Origin of the sequence: Brevundimonas sp. SH203 (genome assembly GCF_002157625.1) — a bacterium.
Lineage (GTDB): Bacteria > Pseudomonadota > Alphaproteobacteria > Caulobacterales > Caulobacteraceae > Brevundimonas.
The window spans coordinates 157,918-171,833 of sequence record NZ_BDMM01000001.1 but is presented as its reverse complement, the minus strand read 5'-3'; the positions used below and the strand labels follow the sequence as shown (position 1 = coordinate 171,833).

Sequence of the window (13,916 nt, the reverse complement as noted above, 5' to 3'; positions counted from 1 at the left end):
CGAACTGGCGCAGAATGGGCGCGCGTTTCGGCTGCGACGCCGAATCGGCAGGCGCGGTCTGGGGGTCGTTTTTATTTGCAGCTTGGGGCGCCGGCGGAACCGCATCGGTCCGCGCCGGCAGGATAGTGACGCCAGGGGCTCCTTCGGGCGTCAGTACCGCTCCTCCTGACCGCCGTCGCGGTCGCTTTGCAGCGCGCGGATCAGCTCGGCCTCGGCCATGTTCATGTGCTGGGGTTCGGCCAGCAGGGCGACGACCTCGGCCTCGTCCTCGGCTTCCGTGCGCTCGTCCACACGCTGCAGCGTGGTGATGATGGTTTCACGCAGTTCGTCGGGAATGACGGTGTCGTCGGCGATCTCGCGCAGGGCGACGACCGGGTTCTTGTCGTTGTCGCGGTCGATGGTCAGGGCGGCGCCGTTGGCGATGCTGCGGGCGCGGTGGCCGGCCATCAGCACCAGGCCAAAGCGGTTCGGAACCTTCTCGATGCAGTCTTCGACGGTGACGCGGGCCATGAAATTCCTCGAACGCGGGGGAGAACCGCGTCAAATACAGATACAGACTGGTTTTTGCAACGCCACAGGGGCGAAAGTGCGGCGTCAGTTCGCCTTTCGGGGTATCGTCGCCTGCCGTTCCCTAAACTCACGCACCCCTTCCGGGACCTCTGAGCAGACCGTCCCGCCTTTTCCATATGTCCTGCAGTAGACTCCTTGATCAGCCGCATGAGGGCTGCGCCAGGGATCGAAGCGTGCGGGATCTGGCCTCGTTACGATTATGAAAGCGCCGATGAGGATGGACATTGCGCCGACCGCGACCGCGAGCCCCAAAGGCGCCACCAAGCGGGCCTGAATGAGCGCAAGCTCCAGCCTCCGTCGCTTAAATCGCATGAGCATCTCTCCCAACGGAAGCCGACACCGCCAAGTCCAAGGCCTTTCGTCCGTCCGTCGGATGCACCCAGTCGGGCGCGATTTCGGCGATCGGCCCCATGACGAACCGCCGTTCCGCCGCGCGCGGGTGCGGCAGGATCAGCCCCTCCAGATCGCCGCTCAGCCGCCCATAGGCGATCAGGTCCAAGTCGAGCGTGCGCGGGGCGTTGCGAACCGACCGGCGGCGCCCGAAGGCGTCCTCGATCCGCCCCAGCGTCGCCATCAGGGCATGCGGGTCGTGGTCGGTGCGAACGATCGCGACGCCGTTCAGGAAGGGCGGATCGGACGGATCGGGCCAGGCCAGCGACGACCACCAGCCCGAGCGGGCGACTACGTCGATCCCCTCGCTGCGAAACCGCGCCAAGGCCGCCTCCAGCGCCTCCCGGCACGAGGACCATGCCCCCTTGTCATTGCAGCCCAGCGCAACGATGACTGCCTGGTCCAGGTCCAGCGTCTCGTCGATTCCCACATCGACGGCTACGCGCGCCGGGGCGTCATTTTCTTCAATCCTTTTGTCGGCTCCAACCATGTTTCATTCCACCGACCGACTGGCGATCTTCATCGACGGGTCCAACCTCTATTCCGCCGCCCGTGCGTTGCAGCACGACATGGACTTTCGGCGGATGCTGGACTGGTTCCGCGAGAAATCGGTCCTGACCCGCGCCTACTATTACACGGCCATCGTCGAGGGCGAAGAGTTCTCGCCGGTGAAGCCCCTGATCGACTGGCTGGATTACAACGGCTTTTCGGTCGTGACCAAGCCGGTGAAACGGTTCACCGACGGGGCGGGCCACAGCCGGATCAAGGGCAATATGGACATCGAGATCGCGGTGGACATGCTGGAACTGGCCCCACACATCGACCACGCCGTCCTGTTCTCCGGCGATGGGGATTTCCGCCGCGCGGTTCAGGCGATCCAGGCCAGGGGCGTGCGGGTCACGGTGATCTCGACGCAAAAGACCCAACCGCCGCACATCGCCGACGAACTGCGCCGCCAGGCCGACAGCTTCCTGGACCTGAACGACCTGATGGCCGACTTCGGCCGCCCGAAGGCCGCGCAATGAGCCTGACGCCCGAGCCGCCCCGCGACTGTCCCCTGTGCCCGCGCCTGGTCGAATATCGGCGAGAGAACGCGCGTCAGAACCCCGACTGGTGGAACGGTCCCGCCGCCTCCTTCGGTGATCCGAACGCGCGTCTGCTGATCGCCGGTCTTGCGCCGGGCCGCACCGGCGCCAACCGCACGGGCCGCCCCTTCACCGGGGACCATGCCGGCTGGCTTTTGTATGACACGCTGAAGAAGGCCGGGTTCGCCCACGGTCATTACGATCCGAACGGCGACGACGACCTGACGCTGACGGACTGTATGATCACCAACGCCGTGCGCTGCGCCCCGCCCGGCAACAAGCCCCTGCCGATCGAGGAGACGACCTGCCGGCCCTTCCTGATCGACCGGCTGAAGCTGCTGCCCAATCTGAAGGTGATCGTGACCCTGGGCGACGTGTCGCGCCGCAACATCCTGAAAGCGTTCGGACGGCCCGCCTCCGCCATGCCGGCGGGACATGGCGCGCAGGGTGAAGCCGGCGGCTACGTGATCCTGAACAGCTATCATTGCTCGCGGTTGAACACGAACACCGGCCGCCTGACGCCCGAGATGTTCGAAGATATTTTTGCGCGCGTCCGAAAGCTGATCGAGGACTGATCCCTCGCGGATCAGCCCTTGTCGCGCATCAGCCGGGCCTTGTCGCGCGCCCAGTCGCGATCCGCGCTGGCCTGACGCTTGTCGTGCAGCTTCTTGCCCTTGGCCATGGCGATCTCGATCTTCGCCTTGCCGGCCTCGTTCAGATACAGCCGCACCGGGATGATGGTCTGACCGTCGCGCTGGACCGCCCCGATCATCCGGTCGATCTCTTTGCGGTGCAGCAGCAGCCGACGCGGGCGGCGCGGCTCGTGGTTGAAGCGATTGGCCTGTTTGTACGGCGGGATGTCGGCGTTGATCAGCACCAGGTCGCGCCCCTCGGGCGAGACATAGCTTTCGGCGATGTTGGCGCGGCCATCGCGCAGCGCCTTGATCTCCGTACCCAGAAGCTGAATGCCGGCCTCGACGAAGTCTTCCAGAAAATAGTCGAACCGCGCCCGGCGGTTTTCCGCCAGCAGCTTGGTCTTGGGTTTGTCGGACGCCATCAGCCCACGCCCGCATCCGCCATGGCGCGGTCGATGATCGGCCTGACGGCTTCCGAGGTCGGCGACAGCGGCAGACGCGCTTCTTCCTCGCACAGACCCAGTCTGGCCAGGGCGTATTTGGTCGGCGCCGGGGAGTTATCCAGGAACAGCGCCTTGCACAGGCCGATCAGTCGGCCCTGCCACTCGCGCGCCGTGGCGTAGTCGCCGGCCGTCATCGCATTGTGCAGGGCGACCATGGCCTCGGGCGCGACGTTCGACGCCACCGAGATCAGGCCGACGCCGCCGTGGGCGTGATAGCCCAGATAGCTGGGGTCGTCGCCCGAGATCAGGTCGAACTGACCGTCGATATTGGCGCGCATCCAACTGACGCGGCTCATGTCGCCGGTGGCGTCCTTGATGCCGACGATGTTCGGATGGGCCGCCAGACGCGCCACCGTCTCATTGGCCAGATCGGAGCCCGTCCGGCCCGGCACATTGTACAGCAGAATCGGCAGTTGGACCGCATCGGCCACGGCCTCGAAATGCGCAGCCATGCCCGCCTGCGACGGACGAATATAATAGGGGGTGACGACCAGCGCCCCGTCCGCGCCCACCGTCTTGGCGTGGCGGGTCAGGTCGATGGCTTCCTTGGTGTAGGGCGATCCCGTGCCGGCGATGACGCTGACGCGGCCCGCCGCCAGACGCACGCACAGTTCGATGACGTGCTTGTGCTCGTCCAGGTCCATGCTGGCGCCCTCGCCCGTCGTGCCCATCGGCACGACGCCGTGGACCCCTGCGGCGATCTGACGCTCAAGCAGTTTGGCGAATGCGGCTTCGTCCACGTTTCCGTCACGAAGTGGTGTGATCAGGGCGGTGATCACGCCCTTGAACAAGGGGGCGTTCATGAGACTAAGCTGGCCTGCGTGGGGAGTGACGATGGACGGATGTTCATCGCCTTTAGCAATGAGCGCGGGACGTTAGGTCGCCAGCGGCTCCGCCGCAACCGGGATTGAATGGGAACAGGACAGATCATGATCGTGACCAGTCTGGCGGCGGCCCTCGCCGTCCTCGCGCCGACCCCGCAGGACGTCCTGCCCTCCCAGCCTGTGCCCTACGCCTCGGCGTCCTCGGCCATCCCCGGTTCCGCGACCTATCAGGCGCGCGTGCTGAACGATCAGGACACGGCGCTGTTTCGACAGGGTTTGGCCGCCGCCCGCGCCCGCGACGTCTTCGGCGCCCAGTCCGCCATGTCGCAGATCCGCGACGCCTCGGCCCGCAAACTGGTCGAATGGGCGCTGATCGACACCTCGGGCGAGCAACTGCCCTATGCCGACCTGGCGCGGGGCCAGACCGATCTGGCCGGATGGCCTCGGGGCGAATCACGACGCGCCGCCGCCGAGAAGGTGCTGGACCGTTCGGGCCTGGGCGCCGACGCGGCCCTGTCGCTGATGTCCGACGGCAAGCCCACGACGGTCGAAGGCGCCATCGCCTACGCCTCGGCGCTGGAACAGACCGGCCGCCAGAATCAGGCCCGCGATCTGGTGCGCGACTGGTGGCGCACCCGGTCGTTCGACGAAGGCCCGCAGTCGCGCATCCTGTCGCGATGGAGCGCGTGGCTGACCCCGGCGGACCACGAGGCGCGGCTGAACATGCTGTTGCTCGGTCCGCACGGACCGGCGACGCGCAGCATGGTCAATCTGGTGTCGCCCGACCGCGCCGCCATCGCCAATACGGTGATGACCCTGCGCTCGGCCTACAGCCCCGACGCCGTCATCGCCAATCTGACGCCGGCCCAGGCGTCGGACCCGGCCGTCGTGCTGGAGCGCGTCCGGCTGCTGCGCTCGCAGAATCGCCAGTCCGAGGCCTTCCCGCTGCTGGCCAGTCTGCCGCCCGCGCCCGGCCAGACGGTCGGCGACAACACCCTGTGGAGCGAGCGCCGCAACTATTTCCTGGACGCCCTGCAACAGGGCAATTGGCGCGCGGCCTATGACGCCATGAACGGCCACGGCTTCACCTCGGGCGACCGGATGGTGGACGCGGAGTTCTTCGCCGGCTGGGTCGCCCTGACCAAGCTGAACCAGCCCGAGGTCGCCGCCCGCCACTTCGAGGCGCTGCGTACTGCCTCCTCCACCCCCATCACCCAGGGCCGCGCCTACTACTGGCTGGGCCGGGCGGCCGAGGCGCGGGGCGAGCGCGATGCGGCCCTCGCCTATTACCGCAACGGCGCCCAGCACTGGCAGACCTTCTACGGCCAGCTGGCGGCCGAGAAGGCCGGCATGACCACGCTTCAGCTGCCCGGCGAACCCGTGCCGTCGCAGGCCGACATCGCGCGATTCGAGGGCAACGAGATCGTCCGCGCGGCCCGCATCCTGGGCGAGACCGGCGAGATGAGCCTGCTGCGCGTCTTCGCCTATCAACTCGACAACGACCTGCCGACGATCAACGACCTGGCCCTGCTGATGGACCTGTCGCGCGGTTACGGCGAGGGCTTCACCGCCATGATGGTCGGGCGCGCCGCCAGCCAGCGCGGCTTCGTCATGCCCGAGCGGATGTATCCGGTCCGCGTCCCGACCCAGGTCGCCGGCGCCGCGCCGCTGGCGTTCACCCAGGCCATCACGCGCCAGGAATCCAGCTTCGATCCCCGCGCCCGATCCGGCGCCGACGCGCGCGGCATGATGCAGTTCCTGCCGTCCACCGCCTCGGGCGTCGCCCGGCGCCTGGGGATGAGCTATTCGGCCGAACGGCTGTGGGAGCCGGACTACAACATGACCCTGGGCAGCTATCACCTGGGCGAGCTGATGGCGGCCAACAACGGCTCCATGCTGCTGGCGACCGTGGGCTATAACGCCGGGCCGGCGCGCCCCAGCCAGTGGATCGCACGTTGCGGCGACCCGCGCGGCGACGCCATCAAGACCATCGACTTCATCGAATGCGCGCCCTTCACCGAGACGCGCAACTATATGATGCGGGTGATGGAGAATATGGCGGTTTACAAGGCCCGCCTGAACGGCGGCGTCGCCCCCCTGACCCCCTCGGCCGACATCTCGCGCGGCGCGGCCGCCGGTCCTCGTCCCTATTCGGCCTATTGAGCGCGGCGGGCCGCGAGCAGCGGCCCGTCCGGCCCCTCGATCCAGCCGCCGTCCAGTCCGAACACGCGACGCAGCACGTCCGGCTCCAGCGCCTCCATCGGCGCAGCATGGGCCACGACCTGTCCCTGATCCATGACCACGACCCGGTCGGCGAAGGCGGCCGCCAAGGTCAGGTCGTGCAGGCTGACCAACACGCCCGCTCCTGCGTCGGCGCGCGCCCTCAGTCGTTCCAGCACCAGCCGCTGGGCGTCCGGGTCCAGGCCGGCGATGGGCTCGTCGGCCAGCAGCAGCGGCGCATCGACCACCAGGGCTCTGGCCAGCAGCACGCGCGCCCGTTCGCCGCCCGACATCTCCGCCACGCCGCGATCCGCCAGATGACCGGCGCCTACCTCCTCCAGCGCCGCCCTGGCCCGCGTCAGGGCCTCCGTCCCCGACAGGAACGGCGCGCCCAACGCCGCGACCTCGACCGCCGGCAGGTTCCAGCCGATCCGACGATCCTGCGGCAGATAGGCGATACGCTCGGCTCGCCGGCGATGCGACAGGTCCGCGATCGACGCCCCGCCCAGCCGGACCTGCCCGCCGGCGATCCCCAGCAGCCCGACGGCCGCACGGATCGCGCTGCTCTTGCCCGCGCCGTTGGGACCGCACAGGGCGACGACCTCGCCCGCCGCGACCTCCAGACTGACCCCATCCAGCACAACGGCCTTGCTGAGGCGCGCGTGAACCTTTTCCAGCGACAACAGGCTCACAGCCGCCACTCCCGCGCCGCGCGCCAGGCGATCAGGGCGAACAGGGGCGCGCCGATCAGGGCCGTGAAGACGCCCAGCTTCAACTCCTGATCCGTCGGCGTCAGCCGCGCCAACAGGTCCGCGACGATCAGCATCAGTCCGCCCGCCAGGGCCGAGGGCGCCAGTATCCGCTTGGCGTCGCCCCTAACCGCCGCCCGCACCAGATGCGGCGCCGCCAGACCGACGAAGCCGATCACGCCCGCGACCGCCACCGCCGCGCCGGTCGCCAGCGCCGCCGCGATCAGGGCGAAGGCCCTCAGTCGCCCCATGTTCAGCCCCGAGGCCGCCGCCCCCTCGTCGCCCAGGGTCAGCATCCGCAGCCCCGCCCCCGACAGGCCGGCGAACACGGCCGCGACAAAGACCGCGGGCGTGACCCAGGCCACGTCGATCCAGCTTCGGTTCTGCACCGAGCCCAACAGCCACGACATCACCTCCGCCGTGGCGATCGGCGACGGCGACAGGTTGAAGATCAGGGCGGTCGCCGCGCCCGCAAAGCTGGACAGGGCTACGCCGAACAGGATCAGGGCCTCGGGCGCCCGCATGGCCCGGGACGCCGCGATCAGCAGCCCGCCCGCCAGCGCCGCCCCGACCAGCGCCGAAACCTCGACAAGCCCCGGCACGGCCGCCGCCCCTAGGACGATGGCCAGCGCGGCGCCCAGCGCCGCCGTCGCCGACACGCCCAGGACGCCCGGATCGGCCAGCGGATTGCGCAACAGCCCCTGCATCACCGCCCCCGCCAAACCCAAGGCCGCGCCGACCATCAGGGCGCAGACCGCGCGCGGCGCCCGCACCTGCCACAGCACCTCCGCCGGTCCCGAGCCCGGATCGCCGAACGCCGCCGCATACTGCGCCCCGCTGAACGCCGTCTCGCCCGCCAGGATCGCCAGAGCCAGAGCCGCCGCGATCAGCAGACCCAGGATCAGGCACAGCCGCACCGTCCCGGTCATGGCCGTCCCTCGGCCATCATCGCCACGGCGTCCGCCGCGAACCAGGCCGGACAGGTCAGGGTCGCGGCGGGCAACCCGGCCGCCGTTCGCCCCTCGGCGGCGCGGCGAACGACCGGATGCCGCCCGGCGCCGCGCAGGTCCGCCCGCAGTTGGTCGAAGAAGCCCAGGATGAAGCGCGCCGGCGGGTTCATCGCGATCCGCTCGACGCTGATCGCGCCGAAACCCGGCGCCGTGGTCAGGTTGCGAAAGCCCGCCGCGCGCATCATGGCGTCCATCAGCGTTCCCGGCCCCGAGGTGAAGCCGCCCGAGGTCAGATAGACCGCGCCCGGCGCCGGCCTGGACGACGGCGCCGGAGCCGCGCGCGCCAATTTGGCGTCCATCCGCTGCTCCAGCCTGCGTCCGCGTTCGACCTGGCCCAGCCCGTCCGCGACCGTGCGGATGTTGCGTCGAACACCATCCAGGTCGACGGCGTCTTCTATGGTGATCACCTTCGCCCCCCGCGTCTCCAGCGCCGTCAGCAGCCGAGGTTCTCCGCCCCAGTAACGCACGACGACATCCGGGCGAAACCCGACCGCCGACTCCAGCGTGGGCCGCAGCCGCCTATGCCCGACCGCCTCTCGCCGCAGCCAGGCGTCGGGATCGTCGGCGCGCGGCGACAGGGCCAGTTCCGCATCCGGCGCCAGAGCCAGCACATATTGATCCGCACACTGATCGAGCGCCATGATCCGCAACGGCGCGGCCTCGGCGCCGCCCGCCGCACCCAGCACGATCAGCCCGGCCAGCGCCCCCCCGGCCCGTCTCATGGCCTCGGCAGACCCGCGAACATCGCGTCCAGCATGGTGTCCACCAGCGTCTGGCGATCCGCCCACGGAAAATACGGCTTGGTGATCATCAACGACACCACCCCGTGGGCGGTGGCCCATATGGCCTGGGCCAGGACGGACGGATCGCCCTTCAGGCTGCCCGTCCGCACGGCGTCGGCCACCGTCGCCTCCAGCGTCGTGAACAGGCCGGCGCCCAGTTCGCGCGCCATGTCCTGGGCGCCCTCTCGCGCCTCCACCGGGCGGGTCAGATAAATCAGGCGATAGGCGTTGGGATGGGCGAAGCCGAAGGCGACATAGGCGTCCATCATCCGTCGCAGCCGCTGGATCGGCGGCGCATCCTCGTCCGCCACCGCCGCATTGGCCGCGATCAGACGGGCGAAGGCGTCGCGGCAGATTTCCTGCAGGATCGCGCCCTTGTCCGGGAAATGCATATAGAGTGCCGTCGACGACAGGCCGACCTCGTCCGCGATCTTGCGGATCGTCGCCCCTTCGTAGCCGAATTCGACGAAAATCCGTTCGGCCGCCGCCAGGATTTCGCCGCGCCGCGAATGGCCCTCGCCCTTGGGCTTTCGGGTCGTGCGCGAGGATGTCGAGGGGTCGGACAAACGGCTGCTCCAGATCGGGCGTCCTGAATAGCGACAATCCGTCCAGGGCGCCAACCGGCTTGCCGACAACGGTTGCTTGCCATAGCCATTGCAGGTTGAACGCGGCACGGGGGCGAGGTGGCGAAGGACTGGACGCATCCGGGCATCACGCCCCGCACCAGCGGCGCGTGGCGACGCATGCCCAGCGGTTTTCAGGTGCTGGCGGCGACGGTGATCGTCGGCGGCTACGCTTTCACCGCCATCAAGTGGCCGGACATCGCTTTTCTGGGCGGCCTTCTGGCGATCCAGGCGGCCTTCGTCCTGTCGGCCGTGTGGAAGACGATCATCGCCGTGGCCAGCCTGCGACGTCCCCGGCCCGCGCCCGTCCCCATCGAATGGCCCCGCTACACCATTCTGGCAGCCCTGCACGACGAAGCGGCGGCGGCGCCGGACCTGATCGCCAATCTGGCGCGCATCGACTATCCCGCCCATCGGCTGGAGGCCTTCATCGTACTGGAGGCCCACGACGTCGCGACTCTGGCGGCGGTCGAGGCGACGCCCCGGCCCGCGTGGCTTAAGACCTGCATCGTGCCGCCCGGCCATCCCCTGACCAAGCCGCGTGCGCTGAACCACGCCCTGACCCAGGCGCGCGGCGACCTGCTGACCATCTATGACGCGGAAGACCGACCCCATCCGCAGCAGTTGCGACGCGCCGCCGCCCGCTTCGTCGCCCAGCCCCGTCTGGGCTGCCTGCAGGCGCCGCTGCGGATCAGGCCGTCGGCACGTGCGGGTTCGGCTTTTCTCGACCGCCAGTTCGCCTTCGAATACGCCGCCCTGTTCGAGGTGACGCTGCCCGGCATGGCGCGGCTGGGCCTGCCCTTTCCGCTGGGCGGCACCAGCAACCACATCCGCATGACGGCTCTGCGCGCGGCGGGCGGCTGGGACGCGCACAATGTCACTGAGGACGCCGATCTGGGCTTTCGTCTGTGGTCGCTGGGCTGGACGCTGGACGTCATCGACTGTCCGACCTGGGAGACGCCGCCCGGCGCCCTGGACCGCTGGCTGCCCCAGCGCACCCGGTGGTTGAAGGGCTATATGCAGACCTGGGGCGTCCACACGCGCCGCCCGCGCCGGCTGGGGCGGCGCGGTCTGCTGTCGCTGATCATGACCCTGGGGACGGCGATCCTGGCGGCGGGCGCCCATGGTCCCACCCTGGCGTGGCTGGCCTCTGCGGTCCTGATCGGCCTTCATGCGGGGATCGCACCCCCGACGCCGCTCGCCTCCATCGGCGTTCTGGCGGCGGGCGTGATCGCGGCCTGGATGGGGTGCGCGGTCGGGGCGCGCCGCGCCGGGCTGGACTATCGGCTGGGCGACATGCTGGCGGCCCCCGCCTATTGGTCGCTGCTCAGCCTGGCCTTCGTCCATGCCGCCTGGCGGCTGATCGTCGAGCCGCACGTCTGGGACAAGACCCCGCACGACCGCGAGGTTCGGCCGCTGGAGCTGGTCGTGATCGCTGACGACGCTGGACGCGAGGCGGCCTGAGCGCCTATCAGCCCGACGATGGCGCCTGTTCTCTCCAAGACCCCCGAAACCCTGCTGACCCGCGGCTGGTCGGATTACGCCCTGCTGGATTCGGGCGACGGCAAGAAGCTGGAACGCTACGGCCGCTATACCGTGGTCCGGCCTGAACCGCAGTGTTTCTGGTCGCCGCGCGACCCGGCTGCCTTCGACGCCGCCACCGCCCTGTTCGACCCGCAGCAGGAGGAAGAGGATTCCGGCCGCTGGAAGTTCGACAAACACGGTCCCGTCGACGCCTTTCCCCTGAAATGGCGCGACGTGAAGTTCACGGGCCGCTTCACCCCCTTCCGCCACCTGGCCTTCTTCCCGGAACAGGCCGCCAACTGGGAATGGCTGGACGGGCGGGTGCGGCGCTTCGTCGGCCAGGCGGGCCGCGCGCCTAGAATTCTGAACCTGTTCGGCTACACCGGCGTCGCCAGCCTGGCCTGCGCGGCGGCCGGGGCCGAAGTCACCCACGTCGACGCCTCCAAGAAGTCGGTCGCCTACGCCCGCGAGAACGCCGAACAGTCGGGCCTGGCCCAGCACCCGATCCGCTGGATCGTCGAGGACGCCCGCAAATATGTCGCGCGCGAGGTGCGTCGCGGCTCGAAATACGACGGCATCATCCTGGACCCGCCCAAATACGGTCGCGGCCCGACGGGCGAGGTCTGGCGCCTGTTCGAGGACATGCCGGGCCTGCTGAAGGACTGCGCCGCCCTTCTGTCCGACGACGCCGACTTCCTGCTGCTGAACGCCTATGCGGCGCGCATATCGGGCCTGTCGCTGGCGCATCTGATGGTCGAGGCGACCCCTGATCGCGGCGGGCGCATCGACTGGGGCGAACTGGCCCTGTCCGAGGACGGCCCCGACGCCCGCGCCATCGGCCTGTCCTTCTTCGCACGGTGGTCGCGATGAGCGCCCGCGACGAATACCGCGTCATCACCTCGCTGACGAACGACACGATCAAGGCCGTCCGCGCCCTGCATATGCGCAAGGAGCGCGACCTGACCGGAACTTTCTTGGCCGAGGGTCTGAAGTTCATCGGCGAGGCGCTGGATCAGGGGCGCGCGCCCAGGATGCTGCTGGTCGGCGAGGACGCCCGCCCTCACCCGCTGCTGGATCGCGCCAAGGCGGAAACGCGCAAGGCGGGCGGCGACATCATCATCGTCACCCACGCCATCCTGGAAAAAATCAGCCGCCGCGACAATCCGCAGACGGTGCTGGGCGTGTTCGAACAGGCCTATGCCCCGCTGGACAGCCTGAACCCCGCCTCGGCCCCCTGCTGGGTCGCGCTGGAGCAGGTGCGCGATCCGGGCAATCTGGGCACCATCATCCGCACGGCGGACGCGGCGGGTTGCGGCGGGGTCATCCTGATCGGCGACTGCGTCGATCCCTATTCGGTCGAGGCGGTGCGCGCGACCATGGGCTCGGTCTTCGCCGTCTCGATCACCAAGACGACGCCGGAAGCCTTCGTGGCTTGGCGCAAGACCTGGCCCGGCAGCGTCGTCGGCACCCGCCTGGACGCCACGGTCAGCCACCGCTCCGCGGTGATGCAGAAGCCGTCGCTGATCCTGATGGGCAACGAACAGGCGGGCCTGACGGATCAGCTCGCCGCCGCCTGCGACGTCAACGTCAAGATTCCGATGCGCGGCCGGGCCGACAGCCTGAACCTGGCCATCGCCACCGGCATCATGGTCTATGCCGCGACGGACGACGCCTAGCGTCTGGCTTCCGGCGCCACCCGTCCCATGCCCCACAGCGCCGCGATGGTGATCAGGGCGGACGCCGCCAGATAGCCGCCGACCGCCGCCGGCCCGAACCGCTCGGCCAGTTTCAGCGCGATATAGGGCGCCAGCGACGCGCCCAGTATGCCCGCCAGATTGAAGGCCATCGACGCCCCGGTATAGCGCACAGCCGTCGGGAACGGCCGCGCCATGGCGGCCCCGATCGGCCCATAGGTGCAGCCCATCAGCCCGAACCCCAGCGCAAAGAAGATCAGCAGCCCGGTCAACCCGCCGCCGAACAGCGGCGCGAACAGGAAGCCGAACAGGCCGATCCCGACGGACGACCCGATCAGCACCTTCACCTGCCCGTACCGATCCGCCAGCAGGGCCGTCACCGGAATGAAGGCGGCGAAGAACAGCACGCCGATCAACTGGATCGGCAGGACATCGGCCCGCGCCAGCCCCATCCCCGTCGTCGCCCACCCCAGGGCGAAGACCGTCATCAGATAGAACAGGGTGAAGGTCGTCACCCCGCTGAACGTCCCCAGAACCAGCGCGGCCTTGTGGTGCGAAAACAGGGTCACGGCCGGCGCCTTGACCCGCTCATCGCGATCCACGGCCTTCTGGAACTCCGGCGTCTCGGTGATCTTCAACCGCACCCACAGGCCGACGAACACCAGAATGGCGCTGGCCAGGAAGGGAATGCGCCAGCCCCAGCTTTCGAAGGCGGGCTCGGTCAGGGTCGAGGTCAGGACGATGAAGGACGTGGTCGACAGGATGAAGCCGATGGGCGCGCCCAGTTGCGGGAACATGCCGAACCAGGCCTTCTTTCCGGGCGGCGCGTTTTCGGTGGCCAGCAGCACCGCCCCGCCCCATTCGCCGCCCAGGCCCAGCCCCTGACCGAACCGGCACAGCGCCAGCAGCAGGGGCGCCAAAAGGCCGACCTGCTGATGCGTCGGCAACAGGCCGATCGCCACGGTCGACAGCCCCATGGTCATCAGGGCCGCGACCAGCGTGGCCTTTCGCCCCACCCGGTCGCCGAAATGGCCGAACGCCAGGGCGCCGACGGGGCGCGCGAAAAAGGCGATGGAGAAGGTGGCGAACGACGACAGCAGGGCCGTGCCGGGGTCCTCGCCCGGAAAGAACAGGGTCGGAAACACCAGAACCGCCGCCGTGGCGTAGATATAGAAGTCGAAGAATTCGATCGTCGTGCCGATCAGACTGGCGAACAGCACGCGGCCGGTGGAATTCTTCGGCAGGACTTCGGACATGGTTTGGGCTCCCAGCAGCCCCTGCGATGCCCGCAAGGCGGCCATGCCGTC

General features: G+C 69.1%; 15 protein-coding genes. 6 read left to right on the top strand and 9 right to left on the bottom strand.

Features of this window, described 5'->3' with window-relative positions; genetic code table 11:
- Positions 1–150: 150 nt before the first annotated feature.
- Entirely contained in the window at positions 151–510 is a 360-nt protein-coding gene (gene rpoZ, locus SH203_RS00810) for a DNA-directed RNA polymerase subunit omega (protein WP_087118980.1), read from the bottom strand.
- A 361-nt stretch (positions 511–871) separates the two neighbouring features.
- Positions 872–1,390: a 2-amino-4-hydroxy-6-hydroxymethyldihydropteridine diphosphokinase gene (gene folK, locus SH203_RS00805; RefSeq protein ID WP_375600710.1), complete on the bottom strand. Its 519-nt coding sequence runs from the start codon at positions 1,388–1,390 to the stop codon at positions 872–874.
- Positions 1,391–1,448: 58 nt separating this feature from the next.
- Here folK and SH203_RS00800 point away from each other — a divergent pair, with 58 nt between their 5' ends.
- Both SH203_RS00800 and SH203_RS00795 read left to right on the top strand, forming a co-directional pair.
- Complete coding sequence (locus SH203_RS00800; RefSeq protein ID WP_087118978.1) at positions 1,449–1,985, top strand: NYN domain-containing protein; 537 nt, start codon at positions 1,449–1,451, stop codon at positions 1,983–1,985.
- A complete protein-coding gene (locus SH203_RS00795; protein ID WP_087118977.1) occupies positions 1,982–2,620 on the top strand; it encodes a uracil-DNA glycosylase in 639 nt (212 codons plus the stop codon). Before SH203_RS00800 ends, SH203_RS00795 begins: the two co-directional genes overlap by 4 nt.
- Before the next feature lie 11 nt (positions 2,621–2,631).
- On the opposite strand, the gene smpB is transcribed toward SH203_RS00795, so the two are convergent.
- A complete protein-coding gene (gene smpB / locus SH203_RS00790) occupies positions 2,632–3,102 on the bottom strand; it encodes an SsrA-binding protein SmpB (protein WP_087118976.1) in 471 nt (156 codons plus the stop codon).
- Entirely contained in the window at positions 3,102–3,986 is an 885-nt protein-coding gene (gene dapA / locus SH203_RS00785; protein ID WP_087118975.1) for a 4-hydroxy-tetrahydrodipicolinate synthase, read from the bottom strand. Before dapA ends, smpB begins: the two co-directional genes overlap by 1 nt.
- A 126-nt stretch (positions 3,987–4,112) precedes the next feature.
- Here dapA and SH203_RS00780 point away from each other — a divergent pair, with 126 nt between their 5' ends.
- The gene (locus SH203_RS00780; protein ID WP_200808753.1) at positions 4,113–6,170 is read left to right on the top strand and encodes a lytic transglycosylase domain-containing protein; all 2,058 of its coding nucleotides are present in this window, start codon (positions 4,113–4,115) and stop codon (positions 6,168–6,170) included.
- On the opposite strand, the gene SH203_RS00775 is transcribed toward SH203_RS00780, so the two are convergent.
- The 4 genes from SH203_RS00775 to SH203_RS00760 are packed head-to-tail and all read right to left on the bottom strand — an operon-like array spanning position 6,164 to position 9,334.
- Complete coding sequence (locus SH203_RS00775; protein WP_200808752.1) at positions 6,164–6,919, bottom strand: ABC transporter ATP-binding protein; 756 nt, start codon at positions 6,917–6,919, stop codon at positions 6,164–6,166. The genes SH203_RS00780 and SH203_RS00775 overlap by 7 nt on opposite strands.
- Positions 6,916–7,905 carry an iron ABC transporter permease gene (locus tag SH203_RS00770; protein WP_087118972.1) on the bottom strand — a complete coding sequence of 330 codons (990 nt, stop codon included), beginning with the start codon at positions 7,903–7,905 and terminating at the stop codon, positions 6,916–6,918. Before SH203_RS00770 ends, SH203_RS00775 begins: the two co-directional genes overlap by 4 nt.
- Entirely contained in the window at positions 7,902–8,708 is an 807-nt protein-coding gene (locus SH203_RS00765) for an ABC transporter substrate-binding protein (RefSeq protein WP_087118971.1), read from the bottom strand. Before SH203_RS00765 ends, SH203_RS00770 begins: the two co-directional genes overlap by 4 nt.
- Positions 8,705–9,334 carry a TetR/AcrR family transcriptional regulator gene (locus SH203_RS00760; RefSeq protein ID WP_087118970.1) on the bottom strand — a complete coding sequence of 210 codons (630 nt, stop codon included), beginning with the start codon at positions 9,332–9,334 and terminating at the stop codon, positions 8,705–8,707. Before SH203_RS00760 ends, SH203_RS00765 begins: the two co-directional genes overlap by 4 nt.
- 117 nt (positions 9,335–9,451) lie before the next feature.
- Here SH203_RS00760 and SH203_RS00755 point away from each other — a divergent pair, with 117 nt between their 5' ends.
- From SH203_RS00755 to SH203_RS00745, 3 genes are read left to right on the top strand one after another with little or no spacing between them, the layout of a single operon-like run.
- Entirely contained in the window at positions 9,452–10,855 is a 1,404-nt protein-coding gene (locus SH203_RS00755) for a glycosyltransferase family 2 protein (protein WP_234989333.1), read from the top strand.
- Positions 10,856–10,873: 18 nt separating this feature from the next.
- Positions 10,874–11,785: a class I SAM-dependent methyltransferase gene (locus tag SH203_RS00750; protein ID WP_087118968.1), complete on the top strand. Its 912-nt coding sequence runs from the start codon at positions 10,874–10,876 to the stop codon at positions 11,783–11,785.
- Positions 11,782–12,591: an RNA methyltransferase gene (locus SH203_RS00745; RefSeq protein WP_087118967.1), complete on the top strand. Its 810-nt coding sequence runs from the start codon at positions 11,782–11,784 to the stop codon at positions 12,589–12,591. Before SH203_RS00750 ends, SH203_RS00745 begins: the two co-directional genes overlap by 4 nt.
- Here SH203_RS00745 and SH203_RS00740 read toward each other — a convergent pair.
- The gene (locus SH203_RS00740) at positions 12,588–13,865 is read right to left on the bottom strand and encodes an MFS transporter (protein WP_087119523.1); all 1,278 of its coding nucleotides are present in this window, start codon (positions 13,863–13,865) and stop codon (positions 12,588–12,590) included. The two genes, SH203_RS00745 and SH203_RS00740, sit on opposite strands and share 4 nt — an antisense overlap.
- Between the last annotated feature and the right edge of the window lie 51 nt (positions 13,866–13,916).

Bases quoted from the DNA above. Each gene is read 5' to 3' on its own strand.
- rpoZ (WP_087118980.1), bottom strand. From the start codon at position 510: ATGGCCCGCGTCACCGTCGAAGACTGCATCGAGAAGGTTCCGAACCGC.
- SH203_RS00800 (WP_087118978.1), top strand. From the start codon at position 1,449: ATGTTTCATTCCACCGACCGACTGGCGATCTTCATCGACGGGTCCAAC.
- SH203_RS00795 (WP_087118977.1), top strand. From the start codon at position 1,982: ATGAGCCTGACGCCCGAGCCGCCCCGCGACTGTCCCCTGTGCCCGCGC.
- smpB (WP_087118976.1), bottom strand. From the start codon at position 3,102: ATGGCGTCCGACAAACCCAAGACCAAGCTGCTGGCGGAAAACCGCCGG.
- dapA (WP_087118975.1), bottom strand. From the start codon at position 3,986: ATGAACGCCCCCTTGTTCAAGGGCGTGATCACCGCCCTGATCACACCA.
- SH203_RS00780 (WP_200808753.1), top strand. From the start codon at position 4,113: ATGATCGTGACCAGTCTGGCGGCGGCCCTCGCCGTCCTCGCGCCGACC.
- SH203_RS00770 (WP_087118972.1), bottom strand. From the start codon at position 7,905: ATGACCGGGACGGTGCGGCTGTGCCTGATCCTGGGTCTGCTGATCGCG.
- SH203_RS00765 (WP_087118971.1), bottom strand. From the start codon at position 8,708: ATGAGACGGGCCGGGGGGGCGCTGGCCGGGCTGATCGTGCTGGGTGCG.
- SH203_RS00750 (WP_087118968.1), top strand. From the start codon at position 10,874: ATGGCGCCTGTTCTCTCCAAGACCCCCGAAACCCTGCTGACCCGCGGC.
- SH203_RS00745 (WP_087118967.1), top strand. From the start codon at position 11,782: ATGAGCGCCCGCGACGAATACCGCGTCATCACCTCGCTGACGAACGAC.
- SH203_RS00740 (WP_087119523.1), bottom strand. From the start codon at position 13,865: ATGTCCGAAGTCCTGCCGAAGAATTCCACCGGCCGCGTGCTGTTCGCC.